This window comes from Rhizobium leguminosarum (assembly GCF_010668065.1).
Lineage (GTDB): Bacteria > Pseudomonadota > Alphaproteobacteria > Rhizobiales > Rhizobiaceae > Rhizobium > Rhizobium leguminosarum_S.
The window spans coordinates 496,934-516,452 of the sequence record NZ_WUEN01000004.1; the positions used below are offsets into that span (position 1 = coordinate 496,934).

General features: G+C 62.1%; 20 protein-coding genes and 1 riboswitch. Of the genes, 9 read left to right on the top strand and 11 right to left on the bottom strand.

All coding sequences use genetic code 11. The features are described 5' to 3' along the window. Positions 1 to 37: 37 nt before the first annotated feature. A complete protein-coding gene (locus GR198_RS14575) occupies positions 38 to 1,345 on the bottom strand; it encodes an extracellular solute-binding protein (RefSeq protein WP_029870413.1) in 1,308 nt (435 codons plus the stop codon). Between the two features lie 209 nt (positions 1,346 to 1,554). Between GR198_RS14575 and GR198_RS14580 the strand changes: the two genes are divergently transcribed. Next, positions 1,555 to 2,706 carry an ROK family transcriptional regulator gene (locus tag GR198_RS14580; RefSeq protein WP_029870412.1) on the top strand — a complete coding sequence of 384 codons (1,152 nt, stop codon included), beginning with the start codon at positions 1,555 to 1,557 and terminating at the stop codon, positions 2,704 to 2,706. Between the two features lie 180 nt (positions 2,707 to 2,886). After that, entirely contained in the window at positions 2,887 to 3,765 is an 879-nt protein-coding gene (locus tag GR198_RS14585; RefSeq protein WP_029870411.1) for a transglutaminase-like domain-containing protein, read from the top strand. 64 nt (positions 3,766 to 3,829) lie between these two features. Here the strand turns inward: GR198_RS14585 and GR198_RS14590 are convergent, their stop codons facing one another. Then, positions 3,830 to 4,612, bottom strand: a complete 783-nt coding sequence (locus tag GR198_RS14590) for a class I SAM-dependent methyltransferase (protein ID WP_029870410.1) — start codon at positions 4,610 to 4,612, stop codon at positions 3,830 to 3,832. A 223-nt stretch (positions 4,613 to 4,835) separates the two neighbouring features. Between GR198_RS14590 and GR198_RS14595 the strand changes: the two genes are divergently transcribed. Beyond that, positions 4,836 to 5,858 carry an LLM class flavin-dependent oxidoreductase gene (locus tag GR198_RS14595; protein WP_029870409.1) on the top strand — a complete coding sequence of 341 codons (1,023 nt, stop codon included), beginning with the start codon at positions 4,836 to 4,838 and terminating at the stop codon, positions 5,856 to 5,858. 40 nt (positions 5,859 to 5,898) lie between these two features. On the opposite strand, the gene GR198_RS14600 is transcribed toward GR198_RS14595, so the two are convergent. From GR198_RS14600 to GR198_RS14610, 3 genes are all read right to left on the bottom strand, one after another. Continuing rightward, positions 5,899 to 6,348 carry a potassium channel family protein gene (locus GR198_RS14600; protein WP_029870408.1) on the bottom strand — a complete coding sequence of 150 codons (450 nt, stop codon included), beginning with the start codon at positions 6,346 to 6,348 and terminating at the stop codon, positions 5,899 to 5,901. Beyond that, positions 6,345 to 7,451, bottom strand: a complete 1,107-nt coding sequence (locus GR198_RS14605) for an AI-2E family transporter (protein ID WP_029870407.1) — start codon at positions 7,449 to 7,451, stop codon at positions 6,345 to 6,347. Before GR198_RS14605 ends, GR198_RS14600 begins: the two co-directional genes overlap by 4 nt. A gap of 199 nt (positions 7,452 to 7,650) precedes the next feature. After that, positions 7,651 to 8,475: a helix-turn-helix transcriptional regulator gene (locus GR198_RS14610; RefSeq protein WP_029870406.1), complete on the bottom strand. Its 825-nt coding sequence runs from the start codon at positions 8,473 to 8,475 to the stop codon at positions 7,651 to 7,653. Positions 8,476 to 8,572: 97 nt separating this feature from the next. Here GR198_RS14610 and GR198_RS14615 point away from each other — a divergent pair, with 97 nt between their 5' ends. Beyond that, on the top strand, positions 8,573 to 9,496 hold the full coding sequence (locus GR198_RS14615) for a phytanoyl-CoA dioxygenase family protein (protein ID WP_164069160.1): 924 nt from the start codon (positions 8,573 to 8,575) through the stop codon (positions 9,494 to 9,496). Between the two features lie 297 nt (positions 9,497 to 9,793). Then, positions 9,794 to 10,693 (top strand): LysR family transcriptional regulator, encoded by a 900-nt coding sequence (locus GR198_RS14620; protein WP_029870403.1) that lies wholly within the window; start codon positions 9,794 to 9,796, stop codon positions 10,691 to 10,693. On the opposite strand, the gene GR198_RS14625 is transcribed toward GR198_RS14620, so the two are convergent. From GR198_RS14625 to GR198_RS14635, 3 genes are all read right to left on the bottom strand, one after another. Continuing rightward, a complete protein-coding gene (locus GR198_RS14625; RefSeq protein ID WP_029870402.1) occupies positions 10,656 to 11,930 on the bottom strand; it encodes an MFS transporter in 1,275 nt (424 codons plus the stop codon). The two genes, GR198_RS14620 and GR198_RS14625, sit on opposite strands and share 38 nt — an antisense overlap. Beyond that, a complete protein-coding gene (locus GR198_RS14630) occupies positions 11,927 to 12,577 on the bottom strand; it encodes a winged helix-turn-helix domain-containing protein (protein WP_029870401.1) in 651 nt (216 codons plus the stop codon). Before GR198_RS14630 ends, GR198_RS14625 begins: the two co-directional genes overlap by 4 nt. Positions 12,578 to 12,661: 84 nt before the next feature. Further along, positions 12,662 to 13,768, bottom strand: coding sequence for an adenylate/guanylate cyclase domain-containing protein (locus GR198_RS14635; protein WP_029870400.1), 1,107 nt, complete (start codon positions 13,766 to 13,768; stop codon positions 12,662 to 12,664). Between the two features lie 215 nt (positions 13,769 to 13,983). Here GR198_RS14635 and GR198_RS14640 point away from each other — a divergent pair, with 215 nt between their 5' ends. Beyond that, a complete protein-coding gene (locus tag GR198_RS14640) occupies positions 13,984 to 14,208 on the top strand; it encodes a hypothetical protein (protein ID WP_029870399.1) in 225 nt (74 codons plus the stop codon). A gap of 115 nt (positions 14,209 to 14,323) precedes the next feature. Here the strand turns inward: GR198_RS14640 and GR198_RS14645 are convergent, their stop codons facing one another. Together GR198_RS14645 and GR198_RS14650 are read right to left on the bottom strand one after the other, a co-directional pair. Continuing rightward, positions 14,324 to 14,632 (bottom strand): GCG_CRPN prefix-to-repeats domain-containing protein, encoded by a 309-nt coding sequence (locus tag GR198_RS14645; protein WP_003541107.1) that lies wholly within the window; start codon positions 14,630 to 14,632, stop codon positions 14,324 to 14,326. Between the two features lie 185 nt (positions 14,633 to 14,817). Next, positions 14,818 to 15,264 (bottom strand): SRPBCC family protein, encoded by a 447-nt coding sequence (locus GR198_RS14650; RefSeq protein WP_020050677.1) that lies wholly within the window; start codon positions 15,262 to 15,264, stop codon positions 14,818 to 14,820. A gap of 247 nt (positions 15,265 to 15,511) precedes the next feature. Then, positions 15,512 to 15,654, top strand: a riboswitch (FMN riboswitch). A 78-nt stretch (positions 15,655 to 15,732) separates the two neighbouring features. Between GR198_RS14650 and GR198_RS14655 the strand changes: the two genes are divergently transcribed. Continuing rightward, a complete protein-coding gene (locus tag GR198_RS14655) occupies positions 15,733 to 16,167 on the top strand; it encodes a 6,7-dimethyl-8-ribityllumazine synthase (protein ID WP_029870398.1) in 435 nt (144 codons plus the stop codon). 228 nt (positions 16,168 to 16,395) lie between these two features. Beyond that, positions 16,396 to 17,085 carry a VOC family protein gene (locus GR198_RS14660; RefSeq protein WP_029870397.1) on the top strand — a complete coding sequence of 230 codons (690 nt, stop codon included), beginning with the start codon at positions 16,396 to 16,398 and terminating at the stop codon, positions 17,083 to 17,085. A 145-nt stretch (positions 17,086 to 17,230) separates the two neighbouring features. Here the strand turns inward: GR198_RS14660 and GR198_RS14665 are convergent, their stop codons facing one another. Further along, positions 17,231 to 18,115 (bottom strand): LysR family transcriptional regulator, encoded by an 885-nt coding sequence (locus GR198_RS14665; RefSeq protein ID WP_029870396.1) that lies wholly within the window; start codon positions 18,113 to 18,115, stop codon positions 17,231 to 17,233. A 123-nt stretch (positions 18,116 to 18,238) separates the two neighbouring features. On the opposite strand from GR198_RS14665, the gene ampC reads away from it, so the two are divergent. Beyond that, complete coding sequence (gene ampC / locus GR198_RS14670; protein ID WP_029870395.1) at positions 18,239 to 19,396, top strand: class C beta-lactamase; 1,158 nt, start codon at positions 18,239 to 18,241, stop codon at positions 19,394 to 19,396. The last annotated feature ends 123 nt before the right edge of the window (positions 19,397 to 19,519 follow it).

Consider the following 19,519-nt stretch of genomic DNA (forward strand, 5'->3'; position numbering starts at 1 on the left):
CGGGACGTTCAAACGTCCCGCGCGTGAGATGTCGGGATCACTGCATCCTCACGCCCTTGTAGGTCTGCTCGAAGCGGCGCAGCAACTCGTCGCCGCGCTTCTTGGCATTGTCGAGCGCCGCCTGCATGGTCTCCTGGCCGGCAAAGGCCTTCTGCGTCTCTTCCATGAACACCTGGCGGAACTGCACGTAGAAGCCGAGACGGATGCCGCGGGTATCCGGCGTGCGCGGCTGGTTCATCGACTCGATGCCGACGGCGGCCGTCGCATATTTCGGCGCGTTCGCCTCGCCGCTCTTGGCGATCGCATCCATCACATCGTTGGTGACGGGGACGTAGCCGGTGGCGGCGGTGAGGAACATCTGCTGTTCGGGACGACGCAGGAAGTCGAGGAAGGCCTTGGCGCCTTCGACCTCGGCCTTGTCGTGACCCTTCATGATGTAGATCGAGGCACCGCCGACGAGCGTGTTGTGGCGCTCGTAACCCTCATACATCGGCGCCATGCCGACTGACAGTTCGTATTTGCCTTCGAACGCCTTGGCCGAGGCGGTATAGGAACCCGAGGAATTCTCCATCATCGCGCATTCGCCGGTGTTGAAGGCGGCGGTGAAGTTGCCGGCCTTGGTATCGGCATTGAGCTTGACGAGGCCTTCCTTGCGCCAGTCGATCAGGTTCTGGAGATGCTTGGCGGCGAAGGTGGTGTTGAACACATATTCGGCGTCGAGACCATCATAGCCGTTATGCCGCGAAGCAATCGGCAGGCCATGGCGGGCGGAAAACTGTTCGAGCACGCGCCAGGTGTCGCCATCGGTGGTGAAGGGGCAGGCATGACCCGAAGCCTTCAGCTTGCGGGCGGCCTCGATGATCTCTTCCCAGGTCGCAGGCGTCTTGGTGACGCCGGCTTTCTGCAGCTCGGTCTTGTTGGTGTAGAACAGCAGCGTCGAGGAATTGTAGGGCTGGGCGAAAAGCTTGCCGCCGGAGGTTTCGTAATAGGCCCGGGCGCCGGCGATATAATTGTCCCACTTGACCTCGGGCAGCACGTCCTGGACCGGAACGACGGCATCCGACAGCATCAGGTCGAGCGTGCCGGCGTCGAAGAACTGGATGAGGACGGGATGCTTGTTGGCGCGGAAGGCGGCAATCGCCTTCTGCATCGACACTTCGTAGCTGCCCTGGCCGACGCAGGTGATGCGATGCTCGGATTGCGCGGCATTGAAAGCGGCGCACTGGTCCTGGATCGCCTTTTCGACGACACCCGTATTGCCGTACCAGAATTCGATATTGGCGGCCTGCGCAGAACACGCGCCCGCCATCAGCGCGGCAGCAGCCGCCAGGATGGAAATCTTCATCATTGCCCTCGCCTGTTTTGATAGCCGGGTTCGAGCCCGGCTCCGTGACGGCGCATTTATTACACATTGCGTGTAACAATTTAGTGACGAGCACGTGACACTTGATGCGAAGAGAGGCCGCTGATAAAGCGTGAACGCACCCGACAGCCGGAAGCACCAAAAATTATTACTACACCTCTGTAGTAATTTTTAACGAGGGAAGTGTTGATATGGCCTACTTTCCGGAGACACTGATCGCGATGCGCTTCCTGCGCGAAGGCGGCGGCGTCGTCTCGCCGAACGAACGAGACCTGCTAAAGCTGATCTGGCGTCATCCCGGCCTTTCCCGATCGGAAGTCACCGCCCACACCGATCTCACCCAGCAATCCGTCTACCGCATCATCGACCAGCTGGAGGAACGCGGCATCGTCTCCTTCGGCTCGCCGAAACCCGGCACCGGCCGCGGCCAGCCGAGCCCGACACTCCGGCTCGACGGCCGCTACGCTTATTCCTGCGGCATCTCGGTCAATACCGACATCATCGGCATCTGCTTGATGGATATATCAGGCAATGTGCTCGCCGAAAGCAGCGTCGCCTTGCGCGAACGCACCATGGCCCAGTCGCTCGATCTGGTTCGCGAGCAGCTGATCGAACACCAGAGGGTGAACAATCTTTCCGAAGAGGCCTTCTTCGGTATCGGCTTTGCCATTGCCGGCTTTCACATCAGCGGCACCCGCTACAATGCGCCCCTCCCGCTGCATGAATGGTCGCTGATTGAGCTCGGCCCGCTGCTCACGGAATTTTTCGGCAAGCCCGCCTGGGTGCGCAACGGCGGCAAGACGGGAGCCATCGCCGAATCCATGTTCGGCGTCGGCCGCTATATCAAGCACTTTGCCTATCTGAGCTTCAACTACGGCTTTGGCGGTGGCCTGATCAGTGACGGCGAACTGCTGCTGGGCGGCATCGGCAATGCCGGCGAATTCTCGGGGATGTACGACGCCGAGGAAACCAAACGCCGGCCGGCCTTGCAGTGGCTGATCGAAAAACTCAACCGCAACGGCGTAGACGTTCCCTCGATCAGCTACATGCGCAAGCATTTCGACCCGAAATGGCCAGGTGTCGCGGAATGGGTGGACGAGGTCACGCCCGCCTATAGCCGCCTGATCAATGCGATCTGGGCCGTTTTCGATCCGCAGGCAATCGTCTTCGGCGGCCAGGTTCCCACCGCTCTGGCACAGATGCTGATCGACCGGACCGAGAATTTCGATCGGCCACGCTACGGCGTGCAGCGCCCGCGCCCGAAGCTGATCATCTCCGAGATCTCAAGCGACGCCTCGGCCATGGGCGCGGCAATCACCCCGTTCAAGTCGGCCTATTATTGATTTCGGGCGCTTCGACGGCTCCGCCGAGCCAGAAACTGACTCCCGCTCAGCCGCTTACGGCTATTCCCTCTCCTTCCGCTTGAAGCTGCGCGATAAGGACCTGCCATGATCCGCTCGCGGGCCTCACGCATGGCCCGCGGGACCTTGCTCCGCTGGTCTGATTTTATCATACTGCCCGGCATGAGTGGATATGAGAGCCCTGTCGATTTCTACACGCGCCCCGGCCAGATGACATCGGCCGGGCCGCATGCCCCCGTCCTTGCAGCGCTCAAGGGCGTCGAAACCGTTGCCGCCGTCGTGCACGGCGCGCTGCTGCATGATGCCTGGGCGCAACACTACGATCAGGTGCTGACCCCGGAGCGAAGGGCGCAGTCACACACGCGGCCGACGCGAGAGATACTCGACACGATCATGGGGATCGATCCCGCCCCGCTCGACATCCCGCGCCCACCGGAGAAGCGCAGCATCGGTGTGTGCCGCCATTTCACCGTTCTCGCCTGCGCGGCACTCAAGGCCCAGGGCGTCCCGGCACGTGCCCGCTGCGGCTTCGGCATGTATTTTGAGGCCGGCAAGGGCATCGATCACTGGATCGCCGAATATTGGGATGGAGCGCGCTGGGTCTCTGCGGATTTCCAGATCGACGATCTCCAGCGCGCCGCCTTGAAACTCGATTTCGATCCCCTCGACCAGCCGCCGGGCAAATTCCTCAGCGCCGGCGAAACCTGGCAGCGCTGTCGCGCCGGCGCCGCCGACCCCGGGAAATTCGGCATCTTCGACGAGTCCGGTTTGTGGTTCATCGCCATGAACCTCGTGCGCGATTTCGCCGCCCTCAACAACATGGAGATGCTTCCCTGGGACAATTGGGGAGCGATGCCGCAGCCCGAGGAAGAAATATCTCCGGATGGCTTGGCGCGCTTCGATCGTCTCGCCGCGCTGACGGTCGACGTAGACCAACGCTTCGGCGAGCTGCAGGCCCTCTACCAGGACGATGCCGGGCTGCACGTGCCGGCGCAGGTCTTCAATGGCGTGCGGCAGCAGATGGAGAATGTTGGCGCGTGATTCCCTCTTATCCGAGCGGAGAGAAGACTGAGTGGCGCCTTGGTCCCCCTCTTCTCGTCTCTTCTCAGATCAGCTTGATTTCGCCCCAGACAATCCTGGTGCGTACGACAAAGCTCAACCGATCATCATTCGAATAGGCGCGTAGCAATTCAGAGAGTTCCGCGTCGAAGGTCGCGATACGATCGCCGAGTTTCGAAGGTGCGAAGGTGTCGCGCGAATGCTGGCAGGATACGAAATCCTCGACGCTCTGCTCGAAGGGATGCTCCGATACGAAGTCCTCGCTGCCATGCAGGTCAAGATAGCTCTGGTAGCTTCGCATGCCCTCGGACCATCGGCCGTGATCGAAAGGCTGGCCGGTCACCTCAGGGACCCACGTCCCCAGGAATGAATGCCAATCCGATTGCCACGCAGGCTCGAACGGGTCGTCGCCGGAAACCACCGCCATGACATGGCCTGGCGCGGCATTCGCCAGAATATGCCGAAACAGCCTGGCATGATCCATCCAGTGAATACTGGCTGCTGCGACCGTCAGATCGAAGCGTTGGCCATCGGTCGGGAAATCCTCGGCGAAACTTTCGATCCAGCGGATATTCTCAGCGTCGCCGCCCGGCAACGATCTGCCCAGCGCAATCATATGCGCGGAAGGATCAACCGCCGTGACTCTCCCAAACGAACCCGACAGCGGGCGGGAGATTTTCCCCGGTCCGCAACCGATATCCAGCAGATGCTCCGACCGCGAAGCGATCGCCAAAAGCTTTCGAAAGACGGCATCGGGATAAGGCGGACGGTACCGATAGTTTGCGACGACGTCGATTTCCCCGAAGGAGGAGCCCTTGCGCTGGTCCATCAAAACTCCATGCTCACGCCGCAGCCGACGGAGACTGTAGCACGCGTTTATGTCAGGGGTTTAGCGCGGCGTAACTATCTCTCTGTGGGTTATAGCGGCGGATAGCACGCCAAATGCCGGATAAGTGATACGCCGCAGCCATCCGGTTCCGATTGTCTTCCAGACCGAAACTGTGCCATGACCGATCGACCCCAGATACAACAGATCAAGGTGCGGCATCGGCATGAAGAAGATCGGTTTCCTCTCGTTCGGGCACTGGACGCCCTCACCCCAATCGCAGACGCGCTCAGCCGGCGATGCGCTGCTGCAGTCGATCGAGCTTGCGGTGGCGGCCGAGGAACTCGGGGCTAACGGGGCGTATTTTCGCGTGCATCATTTCGCCCGACAGCTGGCCGCACCCTTCCCGCTGCTATCAGCCGTCGGCGCTAGAACCAACCGGATCGAGATCGGCACCGCCGTCATCGACATGCGCTATGAGAACCCGCTTTATATGGCCGAGGATGCCGGTGCGGCCGACCTCATCGCCGGCGGCCGCCTGCAGCTCGGCATCAGCCGCGGTTCGCCCGAACAGGTGATCGATGGCTGGCGCCATTTCGGCTATGCCCCGCCCGAAGGCCAGAGCGAGGCCGACATGGCCCGCCACCATGCCGAAGTTTTCCTCGAAGTGCTGCGCGGCGAAGGGTTTGCCAAGCCGAACCCGCGGCCGATGTTTCCCAATCCGCCCGGCCTCTTGCGCCTCGAGCCGCATTCCGAGGGCCTGCGCGAGCGGATCTGGTGGGGCGCAAGTTCCAACGCCACTGCCGTCTGGGCGGCCAAGCTCGGCATGAACCTGCAGAGTTCGACGCTGAAGGATGATGAGACGGGAGAGCCCTTCCACGTCCAGCAGGCAGACCAGATCCGGGCATACCGCGCGGCCTGGAAAGAAGCCGGCCACACGCGCCAGCCGCGCATCTCGGTAAGCCGCAGTATCTTCGCGCTGGTCGATGATCGCGACCGCGCCTATTTCGGTTACGGCAACGACGGTGAGGACAAGATCGGCTTCATCGACGAGAAGACCCGCGCAATCTTCGGTCGCAGCTATGCCGCCGAGCCCGACGCCCTGATCAAGCAGCTCGCCGAAGACGAGGCGATCGCCGAGGCCGACACGCTGTTGCTCACCGTCCCCAACCAGCTCGGCGTCGATTACAACGCCCATGTCATTGAAGCGATCCTGACCCATGTCGCGCCTGCGATGGGTTGGCGCTGATGTTCCTTCCCGGCAAGCTGTCTTCGCCGGCTACAGCACTCTACGGCTCATGCGCGGTTTGATTTGCCGCAGCCAATTTCCCCATGGCCTGCTGGATGGCCGAGAAGAAGAGCGCCGTCGTGATCCCGAACATCATCAGCCCGTTGGCTGCCTGCAGGGGCGCAAGCAGCCGGATACGGCCATTGAGCACGACATCGCCATAACCGAGCGACGTGAAAGTGACGCCCGAAAAATACATGGCCGTTTCGAAGTCTTCGAAGGCGCCGAGCGCGCGATATAACAGCGCCCAGAAAGCGACCTGGAAGATATTGCCCAGCATGAGCACGATCATCAGGACCGAGAATTGCACGAAGACCGTCCGCCAAGGCTTTCGGCCCATGGGTTGCGTGCGCGCGTGAGCAAAATAACGCGCGGCCAGCACTGAAGCCAGTGCCTGCAGCGCGAGGCACATCGACATCGCAAGCAGGCCGAGACCAATGACTGTAATCATGGGGCCGGACCTTCGATCTGGGGTCCGTCCTCGGCCGGGCGCTGATGCAGCCATTCCATCAGCAACACGAAGCCGACGGCCAGCAACACAGGGCCGACAAATATACCGAGAAGGCCGTCGGCGATCATCCCTCCGATGACACCCACCAAGATGACCGGCATTGGCACGTCCGATCCACGGCCGAGCATCAAGGGTTTGAGCAAATTGTCGCTCAGCCCGGCGACGAAAGACCAGATGGCGAAGATAATTGCCGGAGTTGTCGCTTCCGTGACAAAGACATAGGCCATGACGGGCAGGGTCAGCAGCAGCGGCGGTATCTGCACGACTGCCAGGAGAAACGTGACCAGCGTCAGAGCACCGGCAGCGGGAAGGCCGATAGCGAAGAAGCCAATGCCGACGAGCATCGACTGGATCACCGCCACGCCGACCACGCCGACCGCCACTCCCCGGATCGTTGAGGCGGTCAGATGGATGAGCCGGGCACCCCGCGCCTTGCTGTTGGTAATGAGCTCCAGCAGACGGAGGGCAAATGCCGCAGCACCCTTGGCATAAGCGACAAGCACGGCGGCGATCGCGATGGAAAGAACGAAGGACAAGCCACCAGTGGCCAGGCCGCCGGCGAAAGATGCGAGCCACGCAGCAGGCTTGCTCAGCATCTCTCCGTATTGACTGAGCGCCAACGGCAGGTTGGCAGCAGCGAGCGACCAGCCCGCCGAGAGCTTCGCTCCGACCGCTGGCACATCGGCAAGCCACGCTGGCGGCGGCGGGATCGTCAGGCTGTGGTTCTGCAAGCCGGAAACAAGCCAGTAAATGGAAGACCCAAGCGATGTGACCACGAGGAACATGGGCACCAGCACCACGGCAACGCCGACCATCCCGATGAGAAATGCCGACCACCGATTGCCGATCCGATCGGACAGGCGCAGATGCAAGGGATTAAGCATGACCGCCAGGATCACAGACCAAAGCAGAATGCCCAGGAAGGGTAACATGATCCTGGCGCAGACATAGACCAGAAGCGCGACGAGGCCCAATTGAACCGCCGCATGGATGATGGATGGTCTCGACGACGCAAGGTCGGCGTTCAATGCGCTGGACGTCATTTTCCCCTCCCCATCCGGAACGTTCGCGAATGAGCGAAGCCGGACGTTCCCCCATCGGACAACGAAACCTTCCAGCCGGTAACACGCCGTAATTGGTGGTTCGGCGAAAATTTTGCCGACGCCATGAAAGGTCGTCTCCAACGCCCCGTGATCATACACGACTTCGTGAAAACGGGATACGGCCGCCGCTGCCGGGCTCTCAAACCCGCGGATATCTCGCACGGAATTCGCGAGGGCTGCAGCCCTCGCGTTCATGAAAGACCCGCGAAAAATAAAACGGGTCATCCAGGCCGATCATCGCGGCCACCGTTTCGATCTTTTCGTCGGTGGTTGCCAATAGCTGTTTGGCATGGTCCATGCGCACCCGAAGCTGAAATGCCTTGGGAGGCAGTCCGGTCTCGAGCGTGAACCGCCTGCGCAGCGTGGCCGGAGACATGCCGTGCTCGGCGGCAAAGGCTGCGAGGTCCAACGGTTGCATCGCCCGCCGCCGTAGCGTTTCCACGATGTCGGCCATATCTAGCCTTTCCTGGCGTCGATCGGCCGCGCCGCTTGCCTCTCTGGCGGCTGATATGACGATGCGATGCAGCATCAATGCCGCCGACGCCTGCCCGAGGTTGGTGTCGTCAAGCAGATCGGCATGAAGCTTGCCGAAGAGCCGCACCACCTCGTCGAGATGATGCAGGGCCACGACGGGATGTCGCTCCGCGATGATCCTCAGCCTCACGAAGTCCCGCGTGAACGACCCTTCGAAAAGCGCCCAGCGCTCGTCCCAGCCGCCTTCGCCGGGGCTATAGGAATGCACACGGTTCGGAAACAGCCAGAACAGTGCAGGTCCGGTCAGGCTCATGCGGCCGGTGGCGGCGGTTTCCAGCCAGCCCTGCCCGCGCTCCACCAGCACGACGGCGAAACTCGGCAGTTTCCGGTCCGTCACCGCACGGCGGGCATGCTGCCTGCCGCTGCCGGTGACTGCCAGTCCGCCGGCCGCGCCGAGCGGCGTTCTATAGATGGCCTCGGCGTCTTTCATGGTGAGCGAAAAGTCCAGCTATGAATTTCCTCTATGTCGGTTGGCCTGCCGGATCAGGTAATTGATGACAAGCCAACTCAAACGACGGAGGAGTGAAATGTCAATTGCTGCGGAGGTCATACAAGCTCGCAAGATGGAATTTCCTCTTGCCGCAAATGGCAGAACCTTGCCCGCGGAGCGGATCGGTTGGCTCGCGCCGACCGATCCCGGCATCGGCATCGACGCCATCCGCCGCCGCTACCAGGACGATGGTTATGTCTGGCTGAAAGGCCTTCTGCCGCGGGCCGATGTGATCGATTTCCGCCGCTGGGTCTTCGAACGCCTCGCCGAAACCGGGCTGGTCGAGCCCGGAAGCGATTTTTCGTTGGGCTTGGCGTCTGCCGGTGGCTTCGACAAAAGCCTGGCGGACCGGCGCCTGATGTCGCTCGTCCGCTCTGCCGCCTATGAAGGCTTCTGCGCGCAACCGCCACTTGCCCGCTTCATGGACGATTTCCTGCAGGGTATCTCCTATCTGCACAAGCGCAAGATCATGCGTTTCGTCCAGCCGGGAACGCCGACGGCCACACCCGCCCACTACGATCTCGTCTATCTCCGCGGCGGCACCAGCCGCCTGATGACGGCCTGGATTCCGATCGGCGACATCCCCACCGAGATGGGCGGCCTGGTCTATCTCGAAGGCTCGCACGCCCTGGGCGTCAGGATGGAGGCCGAGTTCCAGGCAGCAAGCGGCAATCTTTCTGCCGAAGAGCGGGTCAGTGCCTATAACCGCCACATGGCGGAAGGCGGCTGGGTCTCGAAGGATCTGCCCGATATGGCGGAGCGCTTCGACACCCGCTGGCTCGCCGCCGATTATGAGGCCGGCGACGTGGTGCTCCACTCGCCCTACATGATCCACGCCTCGACCACCAACCAGGACCGCAGCCGGCGGCTGCGCCTCTCCACCGACATAAGATATCAGAATGTCGACGACGAGATCGACGTCCGATGGAACAACCATTGGAGTCTCGGCGATATGCTGTAGTCCGGCTTTCCAGAGCCCTTTCGACAGAACCCAGATCGTCTCACGTCGATGCCGGCCGCGCGTCAGCCGGCATTGGCGGCCATGTCCGTCTCCTGCCTGTTTGTCGTGCCCCCGCCACCCTTGTTGACCGGCGATCCGGTGCGATGGCTGCTATAGCAGGTTGTTTGACGAAGGGATGTCGACACAGAAGCGAAGCGGTCGGACCTTACGGCCGCCTTGGGCGTTGATGGTCGGAACCTTGAATCGATCCCATGACTGACCGACTTATGGCTGTAGCCGAACCGCTCGAGTTGCCTGATGCCGCGTACGAACCTGAACGATATTCTGATCTTCATGGCCGTCGTCGATGCCGGAAGCTTTATCGCCGGCGGCCAGGCCATGGGCCTGTCGCGTTCGGCGGCAGGCAAGGCTGTCATCCGTCTGGAAGACCGGCTCGGCGCGCGCCTGCTCAACCGCACGACGAGGACGTTGAGCCTGACCGATGAAGGCCGGATGTTTTACGAGCGCGGGCTGCAGATTCTTGCATCGGTCGACGAGGCGGAGGCGAGCGTTGCGGGGCAGAACAACACGCCGCGAGGCGTTCTCCGGCTGACCGTTCCCGATGCCTTCGGGCGGCTTGTCGTGCTGCCTTTGCTTGAAAAATATCTTCAGGCCTGGCCCAACATCCAGGTCGAAGTGAGCTTCACCGATCGCCCGGCCGACATCGTCGAGGAAGGCTTCGATCTGGCGATCCGGATTGGCGCGACGGCGACGGACACACGCCTGGTCTCACGCGTGATCGCCACCTATAAGGTACGGCTCTGCGCCTCGCCAGCCTACCTTGCCGAGCGCGGCGAGCCCCGCGATATCGACGATCTCGCGGTCCACGACTGCCTGATCTTCGCCGGCCGCAATCGAAGGCAGGGCTGGCGCTTTCGCGGGGAAGGCGGTTCCTGGATCAAGGCGCAGGGCCGCAGCCGCCTGAGGCTCGACAGCGGAGAGGCGATCCGCGACGCCGCCCTGGCGGGGCTGGGCATCGCGCTGCTTCCCGATTTTCTCGTCACCGACGATCTTGCTGCCGGCCGCCTCCGGCAGATCCTGGCCGACCTCGAAACCGACGACGCCAAGATCGTCACGCTCTATCCCGACAAGCGCCTGCTGGAACCACGTGTCCGCCGCTTCATCGACCTGATGGTTGAGGAGCTTGGCCGCGGCTAGAGCTGGACGCTTCAGGCGAGGCCCTGTCAAACCCGCGAAAGCTCTTCAGCGCCAGCGGCGCAAGCGTTGCCGCGAGATAGGCAATCCCCATCAGGAACAGCGCCGCGGCAAGGCCGATCGTACTGATCAACGCGCCGCCAACGAGGCCGCCGAAGGGGATGAGCGCGAAGCAGAGGGCGGCGTTCATAGCGGTGACGCGGCCGGTCAGCGGCTTGGGGATGCGCTCGAAGATCACCGCCGACAGGATCGGATTGAGGAAGCCCGAGGCAAATCCTGCGATTGCCAGGGTGAGGAAGATCAGGGAGAGCGGCGCATCCAGCGCAATAACGAGAAAGCGCGGAAATCCGGTCAGCAGGAAGGCCACCGTATAGACCATCAGTCGCGGCATGCGCTCGCCGATCGCCGCTGCAATCGCCGCGCCTGCGATCGAGGCGCCGGCGAAGGCGGCGAACATCGCACCGAGCAGCTCCGGGCCATGGCCGGCATCCCGTGTCCAGACCGGCAGCAGCACGGCATGATAGGCTTGGTCGAAGAGATTGGTGACCGCCACCATGGCGACGATGCTGACGAGCACGGCATCGCCGCGCAGAAAGCGCCAGCCTTCGCGCAGATCCTCGAGATAGGACGCCCGGTCGACCGGTCGAGTTTCGGGAGCGGGCGCGCGCCGCGTCCCGGGTATGCCCGCGGCAACGATCAGCGCGGCGGCGGCGAAGGTGGCGGCATTGACGAGCAGCGCCTGGCCCGGGCCGATCAGCCCGATCAAAGCGCCGGCGCCGGCCGCGCCCGCCGTCGAGGCCAGCCGCTCGATGGCGCTCGCAACGCCGGTCACTCGTTCGAGCGGTACATTGGCGAGTGTGGCGATATCGGGAACCATCGCCTGCTTGGCCGCATCGGAGGGGCCGCGCAGCACGCCCATGGCAAAGACGAGCGGCAGCAGCACCGGCATGCCAAGCATGCCGAAGAGATCGAGAAGCGGCACCAGAGCGACCACGAGCACCGAAGCCGTGTCGCAGATGATAGCGATGCTCTTGGCGCCGGCGCGGTCGATCAGCGGTCCGCCGAGCGCCTTGGCGATGACATAGGGCAGCATCTCCATCATTGCCGTCAGGCCTGTCAGCACCGGGCTGCCAGTCGTGCTCAGCACCAGCCAGGGAATGGCGATGGTCGAAAGCCGCGTGCCGGAGAGCGAGAATGTCTCGGCAGCCGCGAGCGCCAGGAACGGCCCGCCCCGTCTCACGGCTTATCCTCCCCTTCGCGATGCGGAACGCGGCCCGGATAGGGAAAGGCGTGCAACATGACATAGAAGGGAACCATGCCGGACTCCTGCGACGCCGCCTCCCCGAGCGGCGGGGCCGCCCGCATCGCCTCCAGGATGATGTCCCTCAGCCGTTTCGTCAGGGCCTCGGCCTGTGCCGCCGTCATCGGGATGATGATGTCGTCGGCAGCCGTCGCCTTGCGCCATTTAGCCGGCAGCCCGGCATATTCTTCCAGCGCCTGCTGCATCTGGCCGACCTGCAGCGAGAGTGCAGCCTGGTTGAAGGCGATGTCGAGATCGAGCGCCTCCCCTTCGGCTTCACTTGGCGGCACCGAGGTCAGCTCATGGCTGGCGCGCCACCAGCGGTCGCGCCGCGAGGCATGCGGCGCCTCCTCGATGAAGCCGTACTGGGCAAGCTGGCGCAGATGATAGCTCGTCGCGCCGCTGTTCAGGCCGAGCCGCGCGGCAAGCTGCGTCGCCGTGGCAGGCCCATCGATCCTGAGCATCCCGAGCATGCTCAGCCGGACAGGATGCGTCAGCGCTTTCAGCGCGGTCGGATCGGGCACGACCCGGCTGAGGGTGCGGGGTGCGGTGACTGAGTGAGCAGGCTGCGGGCGCGGATTTTTCATGCCGGCAGCCTACTATTGCAAAGATATCTTTGCAAAGCTTTCTTTGCATAAACGAAGGCCGCTCACGGCGCCCTGCCTTGCGGCTCAATTCTCCGGCAGGGTGAAGACCGCGCAAGGCCGGGTAATGCCGCGCAAGCTGTGCTCTCCGAGCGGCACGAGCACCGTCGCCGTATTCGCCGCAACCGCGCCCGAGATCAGCACGCTTCGGCCGAGCGGCTTGCAGAGCCCTTCCAGCCGACTGACGAGATTGACGGCGGGGCCGATGGCGGTAAAGTCCAGCCGGTCGGCTGCGCCGATATTGCCCCACAGGATCTCGCCGAAATGCAGCGCCGCGCCGAAGGGCAGCGGCGCCAGCCCCTGCGCCTGGCGTATCTGGTCGAGATGGACCATGCCGGCACGGCTGGCAGCAACCGCCCTGAGAGCTGCCTCGCAGGCTTCCCGGTCACCGTGGCCCACCCTTCCTGCATTGTCGGAAGCGCCCGTGACCGGAAAGATCGCCAGCACGCCGTCGCCCATGAATTTCAGCACCTCGCCGCCGAAGGCGTGCACCGCGCCTGCGACGCGGTCGAACCATGCGTCGAGCGTCGCGATCATCGCGTGCGGCTCCGTCACCTCCGAAAGTGCAGTGAAATCGCGCAGATCGGCGCAGAGAAGAGCCGCACGTATGGTCTCGCCGGTGCCGCGGGCAAGCTCGCCGGCCTGCACCCGGGCGGCGCTACGCCGGCCGAGATAGGCTTCGAGCAGGGCTGCCCGCGCCTCGCGCGCCGCGAGCGCTGCGAGCGGTGCGGCGGCAAAACGCGCGACCTCGCGCAGCCGGTCGGCTTCGGCCGGAGCGAATGCGCCGGCCCCTGCCCGGTTGTCGATACCCGCCCAGCCGAGCATGGGACTATCCTGCGAAGGCCCTATTGGCTCTTCCCATACCGGCCCGAGCCCGGTCAGCCAGTCGCGCCCGGCCTCGCTCTGCGGAGCCGCGGCAAAGGCCAGCGCCTCGATGACAGCACCGGTCTCGGCCCGCCACAACCAGGTGCGCCGCGCAATGATCGGATGCGGCACCGAAAGCGTCAGCGTGCCGCCGGAAAGCGGCAGTCCGTCGGCCAGCAGCCGGCGCCCGAGCTCGGCCAGAAACCGTTCGGGACCAGGCGAGGCTCCAGCCTCGTCAACCAGCCAGGCAAGGGGAGACGGCAGATCCATTGCTTAACATCGCACGCCCACGTGGACGTCCGCAAGGACATCCCCGGGTGATCGTGAGGACGTTTCCAGCGACTCAGCCTGTCGCCCGCAAAGGCCGTCCGCATCGCGTGTCGAAAACCATTCGGCACGGTGGAAAACAAAAAATAAACACTTTAAACTTGCGCGACTTTGATTCCATTATAGGGTCGTTCGTCATCGTGTGATTGAGGGGTACGATGGGCACGATATTCTGGCCGAAAGATCCGTTGGATGGGAATGACATGACGCTGCTGACGTCGATCCTTCGGCGATGGTGCGAAAGATATCAGGTCGAGCTGACGGCGGAGGAGAGCGGCCGCAAGGCGAAGGAACTCGTCGAATGGTTCGAATTCGGCGTCAAGGATCCCGTCGAGCTCGAGGAATTGATCGACGACAAGTACTGGCTCGTCAGCAGGATCTGACCCTCTCGGGCAGATCGGTAGCACGCTGGCTGTCAGCGTCGGCGACGCTTTTTCATTAGAAAAGGCCGGGCGAAAATCGCTCCGGCCTTCGTCCATCTCCATCTAAGCGAGACTTTTAGTCATTGTCCCGCCAACGCCGGTCGCGATCCCAGCGCCTCTCATGGCGCCAGCGCGGGCCATCCCAATCGCGGTGACGCCGCTCCCAGCCCCAGCGGGGCGGACCACCGTAGAAAGCCACCGGCGGCGGGCGTCTCCAGTTTCGCCGGCATTCGCCCCAGCGCGTCAGATGCCAGCCGCGACCGCAGGCGTAGTCGACCGTTGTGATATTGCTCTGGACATTGATTGTCCCCATCGGCATCGCCTGCGCTGTGCCAAACGAGAGGCTGCCAGCGAGCAAGGCAGCCGCGATAGAAAGTGCCTTCATCGAGAACTCCATTTCAATCCAGCCGTCCACACCTTATGACCGCCAAATTGAACTGGAGATGAACTGCGCGTTCATGTTTGCGGGAGAAAAAGAAGCGCTTCCGCACGGCCGGTCTGAGCGCTCGCCGACCGCTGTTGGCGCAACGGCAAGGGCTTCAGAGCCGCTCCGTCGCCCGCAAAATTTGTTCATGTCCTGCCGTAAAAAGGGTCGGGACCCGGATCACCCCCAGCGGCGACCTCGGTCAGCCGTCCGAGATAATGTGCCCAGCCCTCCGCATGACCGGCGCATTGCTCGGCGCTCGGCAGGCCGCTATGGGTGAGCCGCAGCAGCGTTCCGCCCCCCTGCTCGATCAGGTCGATCTCGACCAGGCTCGACCCCGGCGGCACCACCTCGCTGCCGTCCCAGCCGAAGCTGTAGGCAAGGCGGTGAACCGGAACCACCTCACGAAACGAGCCACGCGCAAAGCGGGCGCCGGTGACGTTTACGAGATAGAGCCCGCCGGGCTGCGGCTCGACCTGCGCTTCCGTTCCCATCCAGCGCAGGATCTTTTCCGGGTCGGTCATCAACGCGAACACCGCGGCCGGCGGCGCCGCGATGTGCGCCTCGCGGTGGACGACGAAGGGGTCTTGCATCTCTCTCTCCCGTGGTTGCCACGGCCTTACCCACCTCCGGTGGAGACGGCGCATCCTGTCTTTGCCGTGCTATTCTGACGTGAATGTCCTCACGCATAGCATGTAGGCGCAAGCCCATCCTCCGCAAGAGGACCTGCCCGTCGCGATCGACCAACAAGCGAAATCGCCGCGTCGGGAGCCCTGATCCTGCATTGGCCGCGAAGCATTTCTACCTATTGCCAGCCCGTCACCTTCCCCCTATTGTTCGCGCCGTTCTCAGGGCGGGGTGCAAGTCCCTACCGGCGGTATGCAATTTAGATTGCGAGCCCGCGAGCGCCTTCTTCGGAAGGGTCAGCAGATCAGGTGAGATGCCTGAGCCGACGGTCATAGTCCGGATGAAAGAGAACGTGCGTTCCTGCCGCCCTTGCGGCTGTCGGGGACGTTCGTGATCGCCTTGGGTGATGTGTCTGTTCGCCAAAGGAGATTACTGTGACACCCACCCGCTATGCCTTCGTCAAAGCCAGCTGGCACGCCGACATCGTCGACCGCGCCCTTGATGGCTTCCATCAGTTTATTCCGCCCGAGCAGATCGATGTGTTCGATGTTCCCGGCGCATTCGAGATGCCGCTGCTGTCGCGCGATCTTGCGGCAACCGGACGCTATGCCGCTGTCGTTGCCGCCGCCTTCGTCGTCGACGGCGGAATCTACCGCCACGAATTCGTCGCCCAGGCCGTCGTCGATGGGCTGATGCGCGCCGGCATGGATACTGGTGTGCCGGTGCTGTCGGTTTCGCTGACGCCGCATCAGTATCAGGAAACCGAGCACCACAAACAGATCTACCGCGCACATTTCGTCGAGAAAGGCCGCGAGGCAGCAAAGTCGGCTCTGACGATCGGCAAAACCCGCGCCGCTCTCGCTGCGTAGGAACTTCCCGCAGGTGGCGGGGAACAGGCCCCGCCACCTCATCGGATCGACCTGACTTTTACCAACCCGCGCGGATCGAGAGCGACGCGCCTTGCGTCGCAGCGGAATCCGCCAACACCGGCCAAATCAGACAGAATAATTGATTCGACGGCCTCTCCGCGCTGTGGTCCACTGGCCGGTGACATGTATCGCCATTCTTAACGCATCCAAAACCTCAAGGAGCTGAAGATGAGCAATGCCATGCGCAGTGAAACCCCCATTGAGACCCCGAGAACACAGCCTGTCGATACCAAGCTCGAGGTGGTCGTCATCCCCGTTTCCGACGTCGACCGCGCCAAACGTTTCTACGACGGCCTGGGCTGGCGGCTCGATGCCGACTTCGCCAATGATGCCGATTTCCGTGTGATCCAGTTTACCCCGCCCGGCTCCGGCTGCGCGATCATCTTCGGCAAGAACGTTACGGCCGCCGCCCCCGGCTCCGCCCAGGGGCTCTATCTTATCGTCTCCGACATCGAGGCCGCCCGCCGCGATCTGATCGCCCGTGGCATCGAAGTCAGCGAAGTCTTCCATGATGCAGCCGGCGTCTATGCCGGCAAGGACGAACCATACCTGTTCGGGCGGCTCCGCATTGCCGGCCGCGATCCCGATCACCGCAGCTATCGCTCCTTTGCCTCCTTCAAGGATCCCGATGGCAACGGCTGGCTGTTCCAGGAAGTCACCACGCGCCTGCCGGGACGCATCGACGCCGACGGGACGACATTCACGACGTCGACCGATCTCGCGTCAGCCATGCGCCGTGCGGCGACCGCGCACGGCGAACACGAGAAGCGAAACGGCGGCAAACACGACGAGAACTGGCCGGACTGGTACGCCGAATACATGGTCAGCGAACAGGCCGGCAAGCAGCTGCCCTTATAGGCAACAGCGGCGACGTCATTTGAGAAGCAACGGCATTTCGGTATGGCGCGCGCCATACCGAAATGCTCTATCGTGTCTTCGCCTCACCAATTTCACCGATCTCCTTGCCGCCGTCAGGTCGAGGATCAGAATCCACCAGAAGCCGTCATTGCGATGCGGGAGACATCTGCGACGTCATCCAATCGGAAAATGCTAGCATGGCCGCTGTTGGCGGCCTCGATTGCAGTCGGGTCAGCCAGTAGCTCCCCAACGATATGGTCGTGGGAAAAGGTTGTCTGATAGCCCCCGAGGATAGATGTCTGGAAAACATCGACGGCGGCGCCAGAGCGATCCCCAGTCCTTGCAGAGCCGCCTCCATCATGGCGAGGGAAGAGTCGAAGACGATACCGGCGTTTATCTGTGCCGCCGGCGGAACGTTCGCTGCGGCAAACCAGGTGCTCCACTCATCCGTTCGATAGCTCCGCAAAAGCGTCGCCTCGACCAGATCTGCAGGCGACCTTAAACGCTCGGCCAATTTGGGTGTGCACAGAGGAGAGAGCGGAGCATCGAACAGACGCAGCGCCTCAGTGCCGTGCCAGGAACCGCTGCCGAAGCGAATGGCAAAGTCCAGTCCCTCGGCCGCGATATCGACGCGATTATTGTTTGTCGAAACGCGCACATCGATGAACGGGTGCTGCTGTTGAAAATCCGAAAGCCTTGGCAACAACCAGCCGATGGCAAACGTCCCCACCACGCCCAGGAACAGCAATTCCCGAATCTGCCCGGCTTCGATCCGGTCCAGCGTGATCGCCATCTGATCGAAGGAATTGGTCAAGGTCGGCAAAAGAGCTTCGCCTTCAGCGGTGATTTTCAAGCCTCTTGGGAGACGCTGAAAAAGGGCTGCCCCCAATCGCTTCTCCAGGCTTTTGACCTGCTGGCTTACAGCGGCCTGGGTAACGCAAAGCTCGATCGCGGCCCGGGTGAAGCTGAGATGTCTTGCCGATGCTTCAAAGGCCCTCAAGCCATTCAAGGGGAGGAATTGCCGAACCATCTTAGCCCTAGATTTTCTTGGATCTCCTCCGAGATATCATCGTTTGCTGCCGCAAAACAGTGCCATTAAATGCCGTCCTCATGCGCCTTTGCGCTGATGAAGCTGCTTTTAGAGGATGAAGAAATGACGCGTGATTGGATAGGAATTCTATCGGCCGCATTGGTCTCGACATGCATTTCCACAAGTGGCTTTGCGGCTGACGAGCTGAAACTGAAAGCCATCTCGGACGCCGCGATAAAACCAATCATGGATAAATACGGCATTCCGGGCATGGCCGTTGCCATCACCGCTGACGGACAGAACCACATCTTCAACTACGGCGTCGAGTCGAAGGACACGGGCAGGCCCGTCACCTCAGCGACCATGTTCGAACTGGGATCGATCAGCAAAACCTTTACAGTCACCCTCACCTCCTACGCAGAAGTGACCGGCCGACTTTCGCTGTCGGACAAGGCAAGCAAATATCTTCCGTCGATGAAGGGAAGGCCCTTCGGCGATGTCGTCCTGATGGATTTGGGCACCCATACGGCTGGTGGATTTCCGCTGCAAGTTCCCGATGACGTCAAAACCGAAAAGCAACTGATGGAGTATCTCGCAAGCTGGAAACCATCATATGCCGCCGGAACGCACCGAACATACGCCAATCCAAGCATTGGCGCGCTCGGATATATAACGGCAAAAAGCATGGGCAAAGACTTCGCAGCTCTTATGGAAGAGCAATTGTTTCCTTCTCTCGGGTTGACGAGCACGTATATCAATGTGCCGAAATCGAAAATGGCCGACTATGCCCAAGGCTACAAGCGAAGCGGCGAGCCGGCTCGGATGACACCCGCCACTCTTTCGTCCGAGGCCTATGGAGTGAAATCCACAGCAGGCGACATGATCCGGTTCATCGACGCGAATATGGGACTGGTCGAATTGGACGATAAGCTCCAGCAGGCGATCACGAATACGCACACGGCATACTTCGATGTCGGCGCGATGACCCAGGACCTTATTTGGGAACAGTATTCCTATCCTGCGACATTGACGACGTTGATGGACAACAATTCCAGCGCGATGCTCAAGGCCATTCCCGTCAAGCAACTGATGCCGGCAATGAAACCGCGCGACGATGTCTGGATCAATAAAACCGGCTCAACGAATGGTTTCGGCGCATATGTCGCGTTCGTCCCGAAAGAGCGGCTCGGTATCGTCATTCTGGCCAACAAAAACTATCCCAACGAGGACCGCGTCTCCGCCGCTTACCAGATACTGACTGATATAATTTCGGCGCGCTGATCCGGTAGAGCATGATGCCGAAAAGTGTGCGCGGTTTTCGGACGACATCATGCTCTAACTATGCAATTCAGAACAGGATTGAGATTTTAGGCCGACCCGGCCTAAAATCATCCTGTTCTGGCA